The sequence below is a fragment of the Segeticoccus rhizosphaerae genome (assembly GCF_005222685.1).
Lineage (GTDB): Bacteria > Actinomycetota > Actinomycetes > Actinomycetales > Dermatophilaceae > Segeticoccus > Segeticoccus rhizosphaerae.
In genome coordinates this window covers 21,247-38,285 of the sequence record NZ_SWMA01000014.1, presented here as the reverse complement: position 1 = coordinate 38,285, position 17,039 = coordinate 21,247, and the positions used below count along the sequence as shown (strand labels likewise).

At 68.3% G+C, this 17,039-nt stretch carries 16 protein-coding genes; 9 read left to right on the top strand and 7 right to left on the bottom strand.

Annotated features, from left to right (window positions below):
• Nucleotides 1-8: 8 nt before the first annotated feature.
• Together FCN22_RS11275 and FCN22_RS11270 are read right to left on the bottom strand one after the other, a co-directional pair.
• Nucleotides 9-1,226, bottom strand: coding sequence for a TerC family protein (locus tag FCN22_RS11275; protein WP_137121652.1), 1,218 nt, complete (start codon nt 1,224-1,226; stop codon nt 9-11).
• A 33-nt stretch (nt 1,227-1,259) separates the two neighbouring features.
• Nucleotides 1,260-2,249, bottom strand: coding sequence for a LysR family transcriptional regulator (locus FCN22_RS11270; RefSeq protein WP_137121651.1), 990 nt, complete (start codon nt 2,247-2,249; stop codon nt 1,260-1,262).
• A gap of 70 nt (nt 2,250-2,319) precedes the next feature.
• Between FCN22_RS11270 and FCN22_RS11265 the strand changes: the two genes are divergently transcribed.
• Nucleotides 2,320-3,411 carry a YeiH family protein gene (locus FCN22_RS11265; RefSeq protein ID WP_137121650.1) on the top strand — a complete coding sequence of 364 codons (1,092 nt, stop codon included), beginning with the start codon at nt 2,320-2,322 and terminating at the stop codon, nt 3,409-3,411.
• 61 nt (nt 3,412-3,472) lie between these two features.
• Here FCN22_RS11265 and trmB read toward each other — a convergent pair whose 3' ends face one another.
• On the bottom strand, nt 3,473-4,231 hold the full coding sequence (gene trmB / locus FCN22_RS11260; RefSeq protein ID WP_137121649.1) for a tRNA (guanosine(46)-N7)-methyltransferase TrmB: 759 nt from the start codon (nt 4,229-4,231) through the stop codon (nt 3,473-3,475).
• Between the two features lie 5 nt (nt 4,232-4,236).
• A complete protein-coding gene (gene lepA / locus FCN22_RS11255) occupies nt 4,237-6,096 on the bottom strand; it encodes a translation elongation factor 4 (protein ID WP_137121648.1) in 1,860 nt (619 codons plus the stop codon).
• Nucleotides 6,097-6,246: 150 nt separating this feature from the next.
• On the opposite strand from lepA, the gene FCN22_RS22715 reads away from it, so the two are divergent.
• Together FCN22_RS22715 and FCN22_RS22710 are read left to right on the top strand one after the other, a co-directional pair.
• Nucleotides 6,247-7,170, top strand: coding sequence for an alpha-hydroxy-acid oxidizing protein (locus tag FCN22_RS22715; protein ID WP_338016656.1), 924 nt, complete (start codon nt 6,247-6,249; stop codon nt 7,168-7,170).
• Nucleotides 7,055-7,438, top strand: a complete 384-nt coding sequence (locus FCN22_RS22710) for an alpha-hydroxy acid oxidase (RefSeq protein ID WP_338016655.1) — start codon at nt 7,055-7,057, stop codon at nt 7,436-7,438. Before FCN22_RS22715 ends, FCN22_RS22710 begins: the two co-directional genes overlap by 116 nt.
• Nucleotides 7,439-7,649: 211 nt before the next feature.
• On the opposite strand, the gene FCN22_RS11245 is transcribed toward FCN22_RS22710, so the two are convergent.
• The gene (locus FCN22_RS11245; RefSeq protein WP_238384681.1) at nt 7,650-8,735 is read right to left on the bottom strand and encodes a LacI family DNA-binding transcriptional regulator; all 1,086 of its coding nucleotides are present in this window, start codon (nt 8,733-8,735) and stop codon (nt 7,650-7,652) included.
• 366 nt (nt 8,736-9,101) lie between these two features.
• Between FCN22_RS11245 and FCN22_RS11240 the strand changes: the two genes are divergently transcribed.
• The 6 genes from FCN22_RS11240 (at nt 9,102) to araA (ending at nt 16,129) form a co-directional block, all read left to right on the top strand.
• Complete coding sequence (locus FCN22_RS11240) at nt 9,102-10,145, top strand: substrate-binding domain-containing protein (RefSeq protein ID WP_202911535.1); 1,044 nt, start codon at nt 9,102-9,104, stop codon at nt 10,143-10,145.
• Between the two features lie 104 nt (nt 10,146-10,249).
• On the top strand, nt 10,250-11,266 hold the full coding sequence (locus FCN22_RS11235) for an ABC transporter permease (protein WP_137121646.1): 1,017 nt from the start codon (nt 10,250-10,252) through the stop codon (nt 11,264-11,266).
• A gap of 58 nt (nt 11,267-11,324) precedes the next feature.
• Nucleotides 11,325-12,131, top strand: coding sequence for an ATP-binding cassette domain-containing protein (locus FCN22_RS11230; RefSeq protein ID WP_137121645.1), 807 nt, complete (start codon nt 11,325-11,327; stop codon nt 12,129-12,131).
• 101 nt (nt 12,132-12,232) lie between these two features.
• A complete protein-coding gene (locus FCN22_RS11225) occupies nt 12,233-13,879 on the top strand; it encodes a xylulokinase (RefSeq protein WP_137121644.1) in 1,647 nt (548 codons plus the stop codon).
• Nucleotides 13,869-14,618, top strand: a complete 750-nt coding sequence (locus FCN22_RS11220; RefSeq protein ID WP_137121643.1) for an L-ribulose-5-phosphate 4-epimerase — start codon at nt 13,869-13,871, stop codon at nt 14,616-14,618. The genes FCN22_RS11225 and FCN22_RS11220 overlap by 11 nt, the downstream gene beginning before the upstream one ends.
• A gap of 2 nt (nt 14,619-14,620) precedes the next feature.
• A complete protein-coding gene (araA, locus tag FCN22_RS11215) occupies nt 14,621-16,129 on the top strand; it encodes an L-arabinose isomerase (protein WP_137121700.1) in 1,509 nt (502 codons plus the stop codon).
• A 96-nt stretch (nt 16,130-16,225) separates the two neighbouring features.
• On the opposite strand, the gene FCN22_RS11210 is transcribed toward araA, so the two are convergent.
• Both FCN22_RS11210 and FCN22_RS11205 read right to left on the bottom strand, forming a co-directional pair.
• The gene (locus FCN22_RS11210; protein ID WP_137121642.1) at nt 16,226-16,783 is read right to left on the bottom strand and encodes a Clp protease N-terminal domain-containing protein; all 558 of its coding nucleotides are present in this window, start codon (nt 16,781-16,783) and stop codon (nt 16,226-16,228) included.
• Entirely contained in the window at nt 16,783-17,025 is a 243-nt protein-coding gene (locus tag FCN22_RS11205; RefSeq protein ID WP_137121641.1) for a helix-turn-helix domain-containing protein, read from the bottom strand. Before FCN22_RS11205 ends, FCN22_RS11210 begins: the two co-directional genes overlap by 1 nt.
• Between the last annotated feature and the right edge of the window lie 14 nt (nt 17,026-17,039).

The window sequence follows — 17,039 nt, the reverse complement described above, 5'->3', positions numbered from 1 at the left end:
GTGCGAGGTCAGGGCAGGTGGCGACCGGTCTGGCTGCCGAACCCTCGGTCCACACGCTCGTCGTGCACCTGATTGGCCCGCTTCAGCAGGTCCAGCAGCTCGTCCTGCTGGCGGAGGTGTCGCCGCTGCTCCTCCGGCAGCAAGGTGAGAGCAGCGGTCTCCCGCTGCAGCCTGGCGTAGGTCTGCTCGCGCAGCAGCTGGTCCGCCTCGTAGTCCAGGTCGAGGTAGCGCTCCGCGTGGCGCCGGGCGCCGGCCACCGCCGTCTGGGCCTTGCCCCGCGGGCTCAGCAGGGAGGCAGCGACGGTGACCACCAGGCAGGCCACGATGAGCGACAGGGACAGTCCCGTGCTGATCTCCACGACAGGAACCGGGCTGCCCTCGTTGATGAACGGCAGGGTGTTCTCGTGCAGGGCGTGCAGGATCAGCTTGATCCCGATGAGCACCAGGATCGCGGCGAGCCCGTAGCTGAGGTAGATGAGCCGGTCGAGCAGGCCCTCGAGCAGGAAGTACAGCTGCCGCAGCCCCATCAGCGAGAACGCCGTGGCCGTGAAGACGAGGTAGGTGTTCCGGGTCAGGCCGAAGATGGCCGGGATCGAGTCGAGGGCAAACAGGATGTCGGTGCCACCGATCGCGATCATCACCAGCAGCATCGGGGTCATGGCGCGCCGTCCGTCCACCATGGTGAACAGCTTGTCGCCGTCGTAGTGGTCGGTGGTGTGGATGACCTTGCGCGCCAGGCGAACGACGACGTTCTCCCCGCCGTGGCTGTCCTCCCCCTCGGACTTGAGCATGTTGCCCGCCGTGAGCAGCAGGATCAGGCCGAACAGGTAGAACACCCACGCGAACCGGTTGATCAGTCCCGCCCCCACGAAGATCAGTCCGGTGCGAGCCAGCAGGGCAAACACGATGCCGAACAGCAGCACCTTCTGCTGGTCCGCAGCGGGCACCCGGAAGCTGGACATGATGATCAGGAACACGAACAGGTTGTCCACCGACAACGCCTTCTCGGTGATGTAGCCCGCGAAGTACTCCCCGCCCATCTCCGCGCCGCCGAACACCAGCACGAGCACGCCGAAGACGAGCGCGATCCCGACGTAGATCGCTGACCAGGTGGCCGCCTCCTTCAGGCTCGGGGTATGGGCCTTGCGCACGTGCGCGAAGAAGTCGAAGAGCAGCAGGCCGACGATCGCCGCTGCCGTGACGATCCAGATGGCCGTGGGGACCATGGCATACCTCCTGCGCGGCGAAGGCGGAAGCCGTCACCGTAACCCAGGCGGGGCGGTGGCCAGCGCAACGGCGAGCAGCTCGCCGGCTGTCGGGGTGGGTCGGCCCGGCCCCCGCCAGATGGCCCGTATGCTGCGCTCCAGCCGGACGTCCGCCGTATGACGGGTGCTCGCCGACACGCGCGCCACGCCAGGCGTATCGCCGTCCGTGCCGGCGGCGACGGACAGCGGGATGCGGACCAGCCGGTCACCGGCCAGCTCCTCGCGGACCGCGAGGGCGGACACCACCGCTGGTCCGACCCCGCCGAGCACCGCCTGGACGATCGCGGTCGTGGAGGCGAGGACCACGCCGGGGTGTGGTTCGTGTCCCGTGGCAGTCATCCACTGCTCGAGCACCTCGCGGGTCCCGGAGCCGGACTCCCGCATCACCAAAGGCGTCTGCTCGAGATCGGCCGGGGTGACAGGACGGCGCCGGCGCGCCCACGGGTGGCCCGGCGCGACGATGAGCACGAGCTCGTCGCCGCAGACGGTGCGCGAGCGCAGGCCGTACGGCGCCCTCACCCCCTCGACGAAGCCGAGTTCGGCCGTGCCTGCGCGCACGGCCGCTGCCACATCGCTCGAGTTGCCCATCCACAGCGACACCGACACTTCGGGAGCCCGGCCGGCCAGACCGACGAGCCAGCGGGGCACCAGGTGCTCGGCCACGGTGAGGCTGGCGCTCACGGTCAACCGGCTGCGCCGCTCGCCCCGGAGCATCTCGGCCCCCTCGACCAGCTCCGCCGTCGCGGAGAGCACCGGGCGGGCCCAGTCGACGACGGCCGCTCCCTCTGCGGTCAGGACCGAGCCGGTCGGGCTGCGTCGCACCAGCGTGAGACCCAGCCGGCCCTCGAGGACCCGGAGCCGTTCGCTGGCGGTGGGTTGGCTGATGCCCAGGCTGCGCGACGCCGCGCTGATCCCGCCCTCGTCCGCGATCGCCGCCAGCAGGTCGAGGCCGGCGAGGTCTGGGGCGCGGTGGGACAGAGCCATAGCCGCACCCTATGACCTGAACGGAGATCCCCCGCTAGTCAAGCGGCAGCTCACGCGAGAAGGTCGTGCCATGCCCGACCCCTCCGCGCCGCGCGCCTCGGTGCCTGAACCGCCGTCGGCCGAGTCCGCGACCCACGAGCCGCGGCTTGCAGGCCGCGACCACACCCCCGCGATCTGGGCCGGGCTCGCAGTCGCGTTGGCGGTCGGGCTGGTGGCCACCGGCCTCGGCCGGCTGGCTCCGCTCGTCGGCGGACCCGTGTTCGGCATCCTGCTGGGCGTCGGTGTCCGGCGGCTGATGGGCGACCGCCCTGCCCTCGCCCCCGGCGTCTCGTTCTCCGCCAAGGTGGTGCTCCAGGCGGCCGTGGTGCTGCTCGGCGCCGGGCTGTCGCTTCGTCAGGTGGCCCACACGGGAGCCAGCGCGCTCCCGGTCATGGTCGGCACGCTGACCGTGGCGCTGGTCGGGACCGCCCTGGTCGGCCGGTGGCTCGGCATCGGCCGGGAGACCCGCACCCTGATCGGCGTGGGGACCGGCATCTGCGGTGCGTCGGCCATCGCCACGGTCAGCGCCGTGATCGGGGCCTCGGAGGTCGCGATCGCGTTCTCCATCACCACGATCTTCATCTTCAACATCCTCGCGGCCGTCCTCTTCCCCGTGCTCGGCCACCTGATGGGTCTGTCGCAGAGCGCCTTCGGCCTCTGGGCCGGCACGGCCGTCAACGACACCTCGTCAGTGGTCGCGGCGGCCACGGTCTATGGTGCCGCGGCCACGTCATACGCCGTCATCGTGAAGCTCACCCGCACCCTGATGATCATCCCGATCTCCATCGGTCTGGCGATCGGCAACCACCGCCGGGCCCGGGCCGCGCCCTCCGGCCAGACCCCCACCGGCCTGCCGTGGCGGCGGCTGGTGCCGCCCTTCCTGGTCCTGTTCATGGTGGCCGCCGCGGTGAACAGCCTCGGGGTCGTCCCGGCGGGGTGGCACCCGTCCATCTCCTGGACGGCGACCTTCTGCACCACGGTGGCGCTCAGCGGCGTGGGCCTCTCCACGCCCCTCGGCGCCATGCGGCAGGCGGGCTGGCGTCCGCTCGCCCTGGGCGCGATCCTCTGGGTCGCGGTCGCCACGAGCAGCCTCGGGCTGCAGGCCCTCACCGGCCAGCTCTGAGCCGCCCGTGCGCCGTTCGGACCGGGGGGAGGCGACAGGATCCTGTCGCCTCCCCCCACGTTCATTCGCTACGGCGGTGGGCGGTGAGGTCGCGCACCGTCCGTCCGGCGTCGGTGCCCTTGCGTTCGAACTTGGTCACCGGCCGCCCCTCGAAGCGCGGGGCGAAGCCCGCCTCCGGGTCGTCACGGTCGCACCGGCCGCCATGCGGATTGTCCAGGACCGGACAGGCTCGTATGACGTCACGCATCCGCAGCGCATAGGGCGCCCAGTCGGTGGCGAGCCGCCAGGCGCCGCCCGGGCGCAGAGACCGCCCGACGACCAGGGCGAAGGAGTCGTCGACCAGACGACGCTTGTGGTGCTTGGACTTCGGCCACGGGTCGGGGAAGAACGTCCACACCTGCGAGAGGGTGCCGGGCTCGACCCAGTGCTCGAGGACGTCGACGCCGTCACCACGCACCATCCGCACGTTGGTCAGCCCCTCGCGCAGGAGGGCAGCGAGCGTCCGGGCGTTGCCGGGTCGGTAGACCTCGACGCCGAGGAAGTCCATCTCCGGGTGGCTCTGCGCCGCGTGGATGAGCGACTCCCCCACGCCCGAGCCGATCTCCACGACCAGAGGTGCGATGCGACCGAAGGCGGCGACCGGGTCCAACCGAGAGCCCGGCGCGATCGACGTGCTGGTCTCCCCCCGTGGCGGCTCCAGCATGAAGGCGCGGCCGGCCTGCTCGGAGGCATGGTCGCGGCGGCGCAGGGCGCGCCCGTCGGTGCGGGCGAAGGAGACGACCCGGCGCTGCACTCCCTCGGCCGAACGCGGCTGCGGCACGCGAGCTACTTCTTGGACTTGTCGGACGTGGGGTCGTTGGACAGAGCGGCGATGAAGGCCTCCTGCGGCACCTCGACCCGCCCGACCATCTTCATCCGCTTCTTGCCCTCCTTCTGCTTCTCGAGCAGCTTGCGCTTGCGGCTGATGTCCCCCCCGTAGCACTTGGCCAGCACGTCCTTGCGGATGGCCCGGATGTTCTCCCGCGCGATGATCCGGGCTCCGATGGCGGCCTGGATCGGCACCTCGAACTGCTGCCGCGGGATGAGCTCGCGCAGCTTGCCTGCCATCATCACGCCGTAGCCGTAGGCCTTGTCGCGGTGCACGATCGTGCTGAACGCGTCGACCTGCTCCCCCTGGAGCAGGATGTCGACCTTCACCAGGTCCGCGGTCTGGTCACCGTCGGGTTCGTAGTCGAGAGAGGCGTATCCGCGAGTGCGCGACTTCAGCTGGTCGAAGAAGTCGAAGACGATCTCGGCCAGCGGCAGGGTGTAGCGCATCTCGACGCGGTCCTCGGACAGGTAGTCCATGCCGCGGAGGGTGCCGCGGCGCTGCTGGCACAGCTCCATGATCGCGCCGATGAACTCGCTCGGTGCGAGCAACGTCGCGCGGACCACCGGTTCGCTGATCGAAGCGATCTTCGCGTCCGGGAACTCGCTCGGGTTGGTGACGACCACGGTCCGCCCGTCATCGAGGGTGACCTCGTAGACCACGCTCGGCAGCGTCGAGATCAGGTCGAGGTCGAACTCGCGCTCGAGCCGCTCGCGGACGATCTCGAGGTGCAGCAGCCCGAGGAAGCCGATGCGGAACCCGAACCCGAGTGCCGTCGACGTCTCGGGCTCATAGACCAGGGCCGCGTCGTTGAGCTTGAGCTTGTCGAGGGCGTCGCGCAGGATCGGGTAGTCGGAGCCGTCGATCGGGAACAGCCCGGAGAACACCATCGGCTTGGGGTCGCGGTAACCACCGAGTGACTCCTTCGCCGGCTTCGAGGCGCCCGTGACGGTGTCGCCCACCCGGGACTGGCGCACGTCCTTGACCCCGGTGATGAGGTAGCCGACCTCACCGACCCCCAGCCCCTGCGACGGCGTGGGTTCGGGTGAGCTGACACCGATCTCGAGCAGCTCGTGGGTCGCCCGGGTGGACATCATGACGATCTTCTCGCGCGGGTTGAGCGACCCGTCGACAACCCGCACATAGGTGACGACGCCACGGTAGGTGTCGTAGACCGAGTCGAAGATCATTGCCCGCGCGGGCGCGTCCGCGTCCCCGCGGGGCGGCGGCACCTGAGTGACGATCTGGTCCAGCAGCGGCTCGACGCCCACGCCGGTCTTGCCGGAGACCAGCAGCACCTCCTCGGGCTCGCAGCCGATCAGCCCGGCCAGCTCCTCGGCATACTTCTCCGGTTGCGCGGCCGGCAGGTCGATCTTGTTGAGCACCGGGATGATGGTGAGGTCGTTCTCCATCGCGAGGTAGAGGTTGGCCAGCGTCTGCGCCTCGATGCCCTGGGCCGCGTCGACGAGCAGGATCGCCCCCTCGCACGCGGCGAGCGAGCGCGACACCTCGTAGGTGAAGTCGACGTGCCCGGGGGTGTCGATCATGTTCAACGCGTAGGTCGTGGGGGTCCCCGTCGAGCCCTCGACCGCCCACGGCATACGGACTGCCTGGGACTTGATGGTGATGCCGCGTTCGCGTTCGATGTCCATCCGGTCGAGGTACTGCGCCCGCATGGCCCGCTGCTCCACGACCCCGGTGATCTGCAGCATCCGGTCGGCCAGTGTCGACTTGCCGTGGTCGATGTGGGCGATGATGCAGAAGTTCCGGATCAGATCCGGTGGCGTCGCGGCGGGCTGCAGCGCGGTGCGGGCCATGGGTGACACTGGTGGGCTACCTCGTCGGTCTCGGGGTCGGTGCGCTCAGTGTCCCACGTTCGGGCCCCTCGGCACGCATCCGCACCGCGTGCCGGAGGGCCCGTATGCCGTGTGCTCACGCCGGCTGCGCGGGCGGGCTAGGTTCGGGGCATGACACCCACGACAGGGATCGGCCGGCTGCGCCAGGAGGCCGTCTACCGGGCCGGCGTCAGCGGTGCGCGCCCCGCCGTGCCCACCGACTGGGGACGGCTCGAGGCCGCGGCCGAGCGCGCGATGAACCGCCGCGCCTTCGCCTACGTGGCGGGCGGCGCGGGCCGCGAGCGCACCATGGACAGCAACCGCGACGGGTTCGACGCCCTGCAGATCGTGCCGCGGGTCCTGCGCGACGTGTCGGAGCGCGACCTGTCCACCAGGCTGTTCGGCCGCACCATCCCGGCTCCCCTCCTGCTGGCGCCGGTGGGTGTGGCAGAGATGGCTCACCGCAGCGCCGACGTGGGTGCCGCCCGGGCCGCGGCCGCCGAGGGGATCCCCATGGCCTTCTCCAACCAGGCCTCACGTTCGATGGAGGAGTGCGCGGCGCAGATGGGTGGCGCACCTCGATGGTTCCAGCTCTACTGGAGCACCATCGACGAACTGGTGGAGAGCTTCCTCGGCCGGGCCGAACGCTGCGGCTGCGAGGCCGTCGTGGTCACGCTCGACACGACGCTGCTGGGTTTGGCGCAGCCGCGACCTCGACCTCGGGTCGCTGCCCTTCAGCCGGGGTCTGGGGATCGCGCAGTACACCAGCGACCCCGTCTTCCGGCGGCTCGTCGCCGAGCGCGTCAGTGCTTCGCGAGGACGGCCGGCACCGCAGCGTCCACTCCTGCGCGCCGCGACGGTCCGGACCCTGATCGACCTGACTCGTGCGCACCCCGGGTCGTTCTGGGACAACCTGCGCTCCCCCGTGCCCCGCGCGGCCGTGGAGCTCTTCCTGGAGAGCTACTCCCGCCCGACGATCACGTGGGACGACCTGGCGTGGCTGCGGGAGCGGACCCGGCTGCCCATCGTCCTCAAGGGAGTCCTGCACCCCGATGACGCGCGCCGGGCTGTCGACCACGGCGTCGACGGGATCGTCGTGAGCAACCACGGCGGGCGGCAGGTCGACGGCGCGATCGGGAGCATGCAGGCGCTGCCGGCCGTGCTCCAGGCGGTCGGCGGTCGCGCGACCGTCCTCCTGGACAGGGGGATCCGCGGGGGCGCCGACGTGTTCAAGGCGCTGCACGTCGGCGCGGAGGCGGTGCTGGTCGGGCGCGCCTGGGCCTACGGCCTGGCCGTGGCGGGCTCGCCGGGGTGCGCGAGGTGATCCGCAACCTGGTGGCCGAACTCGACCTCACGATGGGCCTGTCGGGGTGCCGCACCCTCGCCGACCTCCGCGACGCCACGGTGGTGGCCGAGGGGTGAACCCGAGTTCTCGAGCGGGCACGCCGAACAGCGCTCCGGAGACCAACGGGTGCACCGCGAGCTGGACACCCGCCTCTCCACTCGGCCGGACGACGGCCGTCACCACAGCGTGGTCACCGTCCGGAGTGGCGGTTCGGAGCTGGTGAGCTGGTCGACTTGCGCACGATGAGTTCGGGGCGGAGCGGATCAAGAGCATCCGCAGGAGAGATGGCGTGATCCTGCATGGCGGACAGCAGTCCATCCACGGCACGCCGCCCCACGACGTCGAAGTCCTGGTGCACGGTGGTGAGCGGAGGCAGGTAGTGCTCTGCCTCCGGGATGTCGTCGAATCCGACCACTGAGAGGCCATTCGGGACGTTCACTCCGTGGTCATGGGCAGCGTGGATGAAACCGAGAGCCATCTGGTCATTTGCGCAGAAGGCGCCGGTGAAACCGGCATCGGCGATCTGTTGGAAGGCCTCGTAGCCTGACGCCGACGACCAGTCACCATCAGCGACGGCAACCGGGACCGCGCCGACTGACGACAAGAATCGCGCGAATCCTCGCGTCCTCGCTCCGGATTCGGCCCAATCAGATGGGCCCGCAACGAGAGCGACTCGGCGGTGTCCGAGATCCCACAGGTGCTGCGCAGCCAACTCCCCGCCGACCTCGTTGTTGACCGAGAGCGCCGGATCTACGTCTGCGCACTGGACCATCACGACAGGCACCGGCTCGCGCAGCTTCGTCATCGCCTCGGCGGCGCGAACTTGAGGCGCCACCACGATGATTCCTTCGACACCTTCATGGATGAGGTGGTCGACAGCCGCGCTGAACTCGGACACGTCGGTGTCGCGCGGACTGGCCAGCAGGATGGAGTACCCGGAGTCGCGAGCCGCGTCCTCGACGGCACGCAGCACGCTGCTGGGTCCGTAGTAGGCGTGGCTCGCGGTCATGAGCACGCCAACCGTGTAGCTGCGGTTGGTGGCGAGCATCCGCGCCGCCCTGTTCGGCCTGAAGCTGAGCTCGGCCACGGCGTCGAGCACGCGCTGACGGGTGGCCGGGCGCACACTCGGGTGGCCGTTCAGCACACGTGAGACCGTCTGGTGCGAGACATTCGCGAGTTTGGCGACATCACGGATGCTCGCGGTATCACTGGAGTGAGCATGTGTTGTCACACAGTCACCATAGTCAGCGCGGGGAGGGCGCACCTCGATCAGCACGAGTCGGTGGCGCGAGAGGGCAGATCCGACGAGGGTCTTGTTACCGGTCACATTCAGTCGTATCGTGGTCCTCGGACGCACCAAGGACCTGTGCTCGAGGCCATTGATCACCGCTGATGTGCGGCATGTGGCCTTCGCGGACTCTTCGTCGGTCTCGCCGCCGATGGGCCCTGCCCACAAGTGAATAAGGGTCGCATTCCTCTCCTGTTGCCAGGAGAGCTGAGTCGGGTAGTTCGACCACAGAAGGTCATCGCTGGTGAGGCGTTGCGCCGTCCGGGCGCTGCAAAGGAGCAGATGATGGTGAGCAGCTCAACGAACAACAATCAGACGGAGCCGGCGTCGCGGGAGATAACTCGTCGACGGGTCATGCGAAACGCCGGCGTGCTGGGGATCGGCGTGCCCGCACTGACCATGCTGCTCGATGCGTGCAGCGGTGGAAGCAGTGGGGACAAGAGCACTGCCGGGTCAGGCGGTGGACCGTACCCCGGGCACAAGAAATACAAATTCACTCTGGTCAACCACGTCACGACCAACTCGTTCTTCACTCCAACTCGCTACGGCGCCGAGGACGCGTGCGCCATCCTGGGCTGTGACTACAGCTGGACCGGATCTGCGGACTCCATCGTCTCCCAAATGGTCGACGCCATGAACAGCGCGATCACGTCGAACGCCGACGGCATCGGAGTGCCGGTGATCGACAAGACCGCGTTCACCGGCCCGACCAAAAAAGCGTTGGCTGCTGGAATTCCGGTCATCTCGTACAACGCCAACCCGCCGGTTGGCAGCGACACCCCGGTGATGTCCTATATCGGCCAGGACCTCACCCAAGCCGGGGTGGAGGCGGGCAAGCGGATCCTCGCTCAGGTCAAGAAGGGTGACACGGTCGCCTGCATGATCGCCACCCCGGGCACAGGCAACATCCAGCCGCGGGCGGACGGCGCGAAGAGCGTGCTGGAGCCGGCGGGGATCAACTTCGTCCAGGTGGCCACCGGCGCTGCCGAGAGCCAGGAGGTCTCGGCCGTCGAGTCCTGGTTCCAAGGGCACCAGGACGCCAAGTTCCTCTACGCGGTGGACGCCGGCAGCGGCATCGCCGTCGCCAAGACGGTGGCGAAGTTCGCGTCGACCGGCGTCAAGGGCTCCGGCTGGGACGTCGGCACACCGACCCTGCAACAGGTCCAGAAGGGAAGCCTCGACTTCACCATCGACCAGCAGGCCTACCTACAGGGCTTCCTGCCCATCCTGCAGCTGTTCCTCTACCAGGTGTCGGGCGGACTGGTGGCGCCGGTCCAGACCAACACCGGTCTGAAGTTCGTCACCAAGGACAACGTCGGCCCCTACCTGAGCAGCGAGGATCGCTACGAGGGATCCAGCAAGAAGCAGCAGGTCCTCAAGGCTCCGTCGAGCATCTAGGCGAGCTCACCGTGACCAGTCCACCCTCGTCAGAGTCGACTGTCGCCGACGACCAGACGCCGCAGGCCCGTGCCGTCGCACGTCGGCCCTGGTCGAGTCGACTGTTGCAGGGCCAAGAAGTCGTGATCGCGCTGATCGGCGTGGCTCTCGCGATCTTCTTCAGTGTCTATTCCTCGGCGTTCGCCAGTGTCTCGAACGCGTCCACCCTGTCCACGTACGTCGCACCCATCATGATCTTCGGCATCGCCGAGGTATTCGTGCTCACCCTGGGCGAGATCGACCTCTCGGTCGGTGAGGTGTACGTCCTCTCCCCCTTCCTGGTGGTCTACCTGAACGATGCCGGGCTCGGCGTGATCGCCGCCATCATCGTGACGCTGATCATCTGCGCAGTCATCGGATGCGTCAACGGTTTGATCACGGTGCGTCTCGGCGTTCCATCATTCATCACGACGTTGGGCACGGTGTTCGCTCTGAAGGGCATCGTGCTGTTGTCCTCCAACGGGATCCAGGTCAATCCGGCCGGTACCGGCACCATCGCCAACGTTCTTGGCGGCTGGTCCTACTCGTCGATCATCTGGGCGCTCGCCATTGCCGTCGTGGGCCACACCCTCTTTCGGCGCACGACCTTCGGTCTGCACATCACTGCCGTCGGCGGCAACCAGACTGCCTCGGCTGAGGCAGGCGTCAAGGTGGGTGTCGTGAAGATCTGGTGCTTCGTGCTCTGTTCAGTGCTGGGCGGATTCGTCGGATTCCTCGACGGCTACCGCATCGGCAGCCTCAATCCTGGCACCGACGGGCTGATCCTGATGTTCTACGGGGTGGCCGCCGCGGTCATCGGCGGCACGGCGCTGACGGGCGGGCGCGGCACCATGATCGGCGCGGGCATCGGAGCCATTGTGCTCGGAGTCCTCCAAGACGGCTTCAACATCATCGGCATCAACGCCTTCGCCTACCAGCTCGTGCTGGGCTTGGCGATCCTCGGTGCCATGATCCTCAACGTCCAGCTGGAACTGGCGAGATCCGGGCAGGGAGCTGGAGTCTACGGATCACTGGCCCGAACGTTGATGCGGTTGCGGACCGGGGGAGCCGGCCGCCGGCGACGAGAACGAGTCGCCAAATGAGCGCGGCGAACGGCAGCGGGACGACCATACGGGTGACCAAGGGCCGGGAGTGGGCGAGATGACCCAGGAAGCAGTGGCCGGGAGTCCGGCACCCTCAGCTGAGCACGTCATGCAGGTGGAAGGAATCACCAAGAGCTTCGGTGCGGTGAGCGTGCTTCGTGGCGTCGACCTGCACCTGGAGCCCGGCGAGGTGCTGGGCGTGGTCGGGGCCAACGGCGCAGGCAAGTCCACCCTGGTCAAGATCATCACCGGCTATCTGTCGCCGGACAGCGGCCAGATGTATCTGGGTGGCGAGCCGGTGCACCTGAGGTCTGTGCAGGACGCTCGACGCCATGGCATCGAAACCGTCTTCCAGGACCTGGCACTCGTCGACCAACTATCCGTTTACCACAATCTCTTCCTGAACCGCGAGACGACGACCGGTGGTCGACTGCGGTTCCTGAACAACCGGCGGATGCGAGCCGACGCGCGGCGATACCTGCACAACATCCAGGTCGACATCCCCTCGGTGGATGTGCCCGTGGAGAAGCTGTCCGGCGGTCAGCGACAGGCGATCGCCGTCGCTCGGGCCACCAGACGAGATGATGTCAAGATCCTGCTGCTGGACGAGCCCTTGGCCGCCATGGGGGCCAAGGAGGCGAAGCTCATCATCGACCTGGTGCAGAACCTCGCCCGGACCCGTGGCGTGTCGATGCTGGTGATCGATCACAACTACACCCACATCTTTGAGCTCTGCGACCGGGTCAACGTGGTCGAGCAAGGGCGGGTCACCCTCGACAAGCGCACAAAGGACACCTCCCTGGCAGAGCTCACCGAGTTCATGGTCTCTTCCTACCGCCAGCAAATCGAAGAGGACTCCGCCTAGCCCAGTGTCTGCATCGGTCTCCCAGGAGATCGCCGCAAGAGATGGGAAGGGCCGCGGTTGTGGCCGATTTATCGTCGCCACCTGATCAGAAGGACGTGGACATGGCTCAGGAACAGGTCGGGCGTCGCCTGGGCACGTCGAGCGGGTCGGATTCAGCCGGCGCGGACGATTCGCGCCGAGCGGTCGCCGAGGGCAGGACCTGTCTCGGCCTCGAGCTGGGATCCACCCGGATCAAGGCATGCCTGATCGGGCCGGACCATCGTCCGATCGCGACCGGGAGCCATAGCTGGGCGAACGAATTCGACCACGGCACCTGGACCTACGACCTCCTCGACGTCGTGGCCGGCCTGCAGGCCGCCTTCAGCGACCTCTCCACCCAGATCGAGCAGCGCTACCAGGTGCGCCCGGCCACCTTCCGAGCGCTCGGTGTGTCGGCGATGATGCACGGCTATCTCGCGCTCGACGCCGACAACCTGCCTCTCGTCCCGTTTCGAACGTGGCGCAACACGTCGACAGGGCGCGCAGCTGCCGAGCTGAGTCATCGGCTCGGGCAGAACATCCCGCTTCGCTGGTCGGTCGCCCACCTCTACCAGGCAGTCCTCGACGACGAGCCGCACGTGCGGCAGATCGATCACCTGACGACACTGGCCGGATACGTGCACTGGCGCCTGACCGGGCTCAAGGTACTCGGGGTGGGCGACGCCGCCGGCATGTTCCCGATCGATCCGGCGACCGGCACCTACGACGCGCACATGCTGGCGTCCGCGAACGAGCTCCTGGCCGAGCACGGCTACGAAGGTGAGCTCGCGGCCGTTCTCCCGTCCGTGCTCCTCGCGGGCCAGGAGGCCGGTCGCCTCACGCCCGGCGGCGCGGCCCTCCTCGACCCAAGCGGCACACTTCAGCCCGGCATCCCGCTGTGTCCACCCGAGGGAGATGCCGGCACGGGAATGGTGGCGACGCACTCGATCTCGCCACGCACCGGCAACGTCAGCGTGGGGACCAGCGTGTTCGCGATGGTGGTCCTGGACAAGCCACTCCAGCAGGTGCACCATGCGATCGACGTCGTCGCGACCCCCACCGGGACTCCCGTCGCCATGGTTCACTGCAACAACGGGGCAAGCGAGCTCCAGGCGTGGGCGTCCGTCTTCGAGCAGTTCGCAACGGCCCTCGGATGCGATGCCGATGCTGACGCAGTCTTCGAGGTGCTGCTGCGGGGGGCTCTGGCAGGCGAGCCGGACTGTGGCGGCATCCTCGCGTACAACCATCTGGCAGGCGAGCCGATCGCCGGTGACCTTGCCGGGGGCCGGCCACTGGTGGTGCGCACTCCCGACAGCCACCTGAGTCTCGCCAATTTCGCCCGCGCCATGGTCTTCGGGGTCTTCGGGACCCTGATGATCGGTATGCGGGTGCTTGCGGAGTCGGGAGTTCGCCTCGACGTGCTCTTCGCCCACGGCGGCCTGTTTCGGACAAAGGGGCTCGTGCAGGGGCTCCTCGCGGCGGCCGCCGACACGCCTGTCTCCGTGGGCCGCTCGGCACCGGACGGGGGCGCGTGGGGCATCGCCCTCTTGGCCGCCTTTCTGAAGTCGTCGGAGTCGGATCTCGAGCACTTTCTCTCCTCCGAGGTGTTCGTGGACGAAGAGCTCGAAGTGACAGACCCCGATTCCCGCGACGTGCGCGGCTTTGACGCGTTCCTCGAGCGCTACACGGCAGGACTTGAGCTGCAACGGGTGGCAGTCGATGTTCTCTGACACGGTGGCAGCCGCGGTGCAGTCCGCTCGAGGAAACCTGGCGTTGCTGCACGCCGAACTCCCACGCTGGGGCCTGGTCGTGTGGACCGCCGGCAATGTGTCCCAGCGGATCCTGGTCGATCCGCAGGCCGGCCCGGGCACCGGCGACCTGCTCGTGATCAAGCCCTCGGGAGTGACCTATGACGAGCTGACACCCGAGGCCATGGTCGTGTGCGACCTGGACGGCAACCTCGTCGAGGGAGAGCGGGTGCCGTCCTCGGACACCGCCGCGCATGCCTACGTGTATCGGCACCTGCCACACGTCGGCGGAGTTGCACACACTCACTCGACCTACGCCACGGCGTGGGCGGCGCGCGGCGAGGAGATCCCGTGCGTCCTGACGATGATGGCGGACGAGTTCGGCGGCCCGATCCCCGTCGGGCCGTTTGCCGTCATCGGAGATGACTCGATCGGCCGCGGCATCGTTGCGACGCTGCGCGAGTCGCGCTCCCCAGCCGTCCTGATGCGCAACCACGGCCCCTTCACGATCGGCGGTGACGCGCAGTCGGCGGTGAAGGCGGCGGTGATGCTCGAGGAGGTGGCGCGGACGATCCACATCTCGCGCCAGCTCGGCGCGCCCGTGCCGATAGCAGCGGAGGCGATCGACTCCCTGTACGACCGATATCAGAACGCCTACGGGCAAAGCGAGTCGGCGTCAGCGGAGTCGAGCATGAGCCAAGAAAGGCAGGGGCCAGCGTGACGATGGAGAACCCCTTTGAGGGTCGCGAGATCTGGTTTCTCACCGGAAGCCAGAACCTCTACGGCGAGGGCGTGCTCGCCCAGGTGACTCGGCAGTCGCAGGAGGTGGCCGCGCTGCTCGACACGGCCCCTGACGTGCCTGTTCAGGTCGTCTGGAAGCCGGTGCTGAAGGAATCGGAGGAGATCCGGCGGCTGATGCTCGAGGCCGCCTCGGATGACCGCTGCATAGGCCTGGTTGCGTGGATGCACACCTTCAGCCCGGCGAAGATGTGGATCCGCGGGTTGAGCATCCTGTCCACGCCGCTCCTGCAGCTGCATACCCAGGTCAACGTCGAGCTGCCGTGGTCGACCATCGACATGGATTTCATGAACCTCAACCAGGCTGCACACGGCGACCGGGAGTTCGGCTACATCCTGAGCCGTATGTCGATCAGGCGGAAGGTCGTCGTCGGCCACGTTTCCGACTCGCGAGTGCGGGCGGAGGTCGGCACGTGGGCCCGGTCCGCTGTGGCTCTGGCGGAGCTGCGTTCATTGCGGCTCGCCCGCTTCGGGGACAACATGCGCAATGTCGCCGTCACTGACGGGGACAAGACCGAGGCAGAGGCATCGTTCGGTGTCTCGGTGAACACGTGGGCGGTCAACGACCTTGTCGAGCACGTTCACGAAGCGTCGGATGACGCGGTCAGCGACCTCGTGGAGGAGTACCGGGAGCTGTATGACGTCGCGCCCGAGCTGCGCGCCGGTGGTGCCCGACACGAGTCCCTTCGGTACGGCGCCAGGATCGAGCTCGGGCTGCGGTCGTTTCTGGGAGAGGGCCGGTTCAGGGCGTTCACCACGAATTTCGAGGATCTCGGGGCACTGCGTCAGCTGCCCGGGCTCGCGGTGCAGCGACTGATGGCCGATGGTTACGGGTTCGGGGCCGAAGGCGACTGGAAGACAGCGCTCCTGGTGCGCGCCGCCAAGGTCATGGGATATGGCCTGCCTGGCGGAGCCTCTCTCATGGAGGACTACACCTATGACCTCACACCCGGGGCCGAGTTGATCCTTGGCGCACACATGCTGGAGGTCTGCCCCAGCCTCACCACATCGCGGCCGCGGGTCGAGCTCCATCCGTTGGCCATCGGCGCCCGGGAGGATCCGGTCCGCCTCGTGTTCGAGGCCGACTCCGGCCCCGGACTCGTCGTCGCCATGATTGACGTGGGTGACCGGCTGAGGCTTGTCGCGAACATCGTGGAGGTGGTCCCGTCGCCCCAGAAGCTTCCGCGGCTGCCCGTCGGTCACGCCATCTGGGCCCCGCAGCCGGACCTCTCGACGTCAGCGACCGCGTGGTTGCTCGCAGGTGGGGCACACCACACGGTCATGACGACCGCGCTCACCCGTCAGGCCTTCGAGGATCTGGCCAGGATGGTGGCTGCCGAGCTCGTCGTGATCGACCGTGGCACCACTGTGCGCGAGATCGAACGGGAGCTGCGGTGGAACGCCGCCTACCACCGAATGGCCAACGGGATCTAGTGCCGCTCGTCGCTCCTTCGCTGGCCGGACTCGTCGTCGCGAATGCTGTGCCATTCAGTCAGCCGGGCACCCTCGCGAAGACGTCGCCGTGCGGTGTCAGCCCGCGCGGCGGAGCGCCTCCAGGACCGCTGTTTTGACCGCCCGATGGCTGAGTCCCAGCTCGGCGAACACGGCGCCCACCACTCCCTGGTCGATCCGCAACAGGCCCAACAGGATGTGCTCCGTGCCGATGTAGTTGTGCTTCAGGGCGATGGCCTCGCGCAGGGCCAGCTCGAGGACCTTCTTGGCGTCCTTGGCAAAGCGGAGGTGGCGGCTCTTTCCCGACTGTGACGGGTCTGCGCACTCGGCGCCGAGGTTGTCCTCGACGCTCTTGCGGACCTCGTCGAGGTCGATCCCGATGGCCTGGAGCGCTTCTGCGTCCCCTTCGTCCAGTCCTCCGCGGCGACGGTGGTCCTGCAACCTCACCACCGCCGCGCGTACCTGCTCCGACCCGACCCCGAGGTCGCCGAGGACGCGCACGGCGAGCGATTCCTCGTCTTCGAGCACCCCCAGCAGCAGGTGGTCTGATCGGACCTCGCTCGCTCCCGCGTCGCGAGCAACCCGCTGGCCACGCTCGACGACGGTGCGTGCGCGTTTGGTGAACCGTTCGAACATCACGCCTCCCGACCTGTGCGCCCGACGAGCCGGCCTCGCCGGGCATGCTTCTTGTGGACTGCCTGCCGGCTGACTCCGAGGACCTCGGCGATCTCCTGCCAGGACCACCCACTCGCGCGGGCGCTGGCCACCTGGGTCGCCTCCAGCTGCTCGAGCAACCGACGCAACGCGGCGACGGCCCGCAGGCCCGTCGCCGGGTCGCGGTCGGCCGCCGCACTGGCCAACTTCGTCGCGTTCGACATGACGTCAACCTACG

What these genes read in the sequence shown, in the direction of transcription:
- FCN22_RS11275 (WP_137121652.1), bottom strand. Translation starts at nt 1,226, where the DNA reads ATGGTCCCCACGGCCATCTGGATCGTCACGGCAGCGGCGATCGTCGGC.
- FCN22_RS11270 (WP_137121651.1), bottom strand. Translation starts at nt 2,249, where the DNA reads ATGGCTCTGTCCCACCGCGCCCCAGACCTCGCCGGCCTCGACCTGCTG.
- FCN22_RS11265 (WP_137121650.1), top strand. Translation starts at nt 2,320, where the DNA reads ATGCCCGACCCCTCCGCGCCGCGCGCCTCGGTGCCTGAACCGCCGTCG.
- lepA (WP_137121648.1), bottom strand. Translation starts at nt 6,096, where the DNA reads ATGGCCCGCACCGCGCTGCAGCCCGCCGCGACGCCACCGGATCTGATC.
- FCN22_RS22715 (WP_338016656.1), top strand. Translation starts at nt 6,247, where the DNA reads ATGACACCCACGACAGGGATCGGCCGGCTGCGCCAGGAGGCCGTCTAC.
- FCN22_RS11240 (WP_202911535.1), top strand. Translation starts at nt 9,102, where the DNA reads ATGCGAAACGCCGGCGTGCTGGGGATCGGCGTGCCCGCACTGACCATG.
- FCN22_RS11230 (WP_137121645.1), top strand. Translation starts at nt 11,325, where the DNA reads ATGACCCAGGAAGCAGTGGCCGGGAGTCCGGCACCCTCAGCTGAGCAC.
- FCN22_RS11225 (WP_137121644.1), top strand. Translation starts at nt 12,233, where the DNA reads ATGGCTCAGGAACAGGTCGGGCGTCGCCTGGGCACGTCGAGCGGGTCG.
- FCN22_RS11220 (WP_137121643.1), top strand. Translation starts at nt 13,869, where the DNA reads ATGTTCTCTGACACGGTGGCAGCCGCGGTGCAGTCCGCTCGAGGAAAC.
- araA (WP_137121700.1), top strand. Translation starts at nt 14,621, where the DNA reads ATGGAGAACCCCTTTGAGGGTCGCGAGATCTGGTTTCTCACCGGAAGC.
- FCN22_RS11210 (WP_137121642.1), bottom strand. Translation starts at nt 16,783, where the DNA reads ATGTTCGAACGGTTCACCAAACGCGCACGCACCGTCGTCGAGCGTGGC.
- FCN22_RS11205 (WP_137121641.1), bottom strand. Translation starts at nt 17,025, where the DNA reads ATGTCGAACGCGACGAAGTTGGCCAGTGCGGCGGCCGACCGCGACCCG.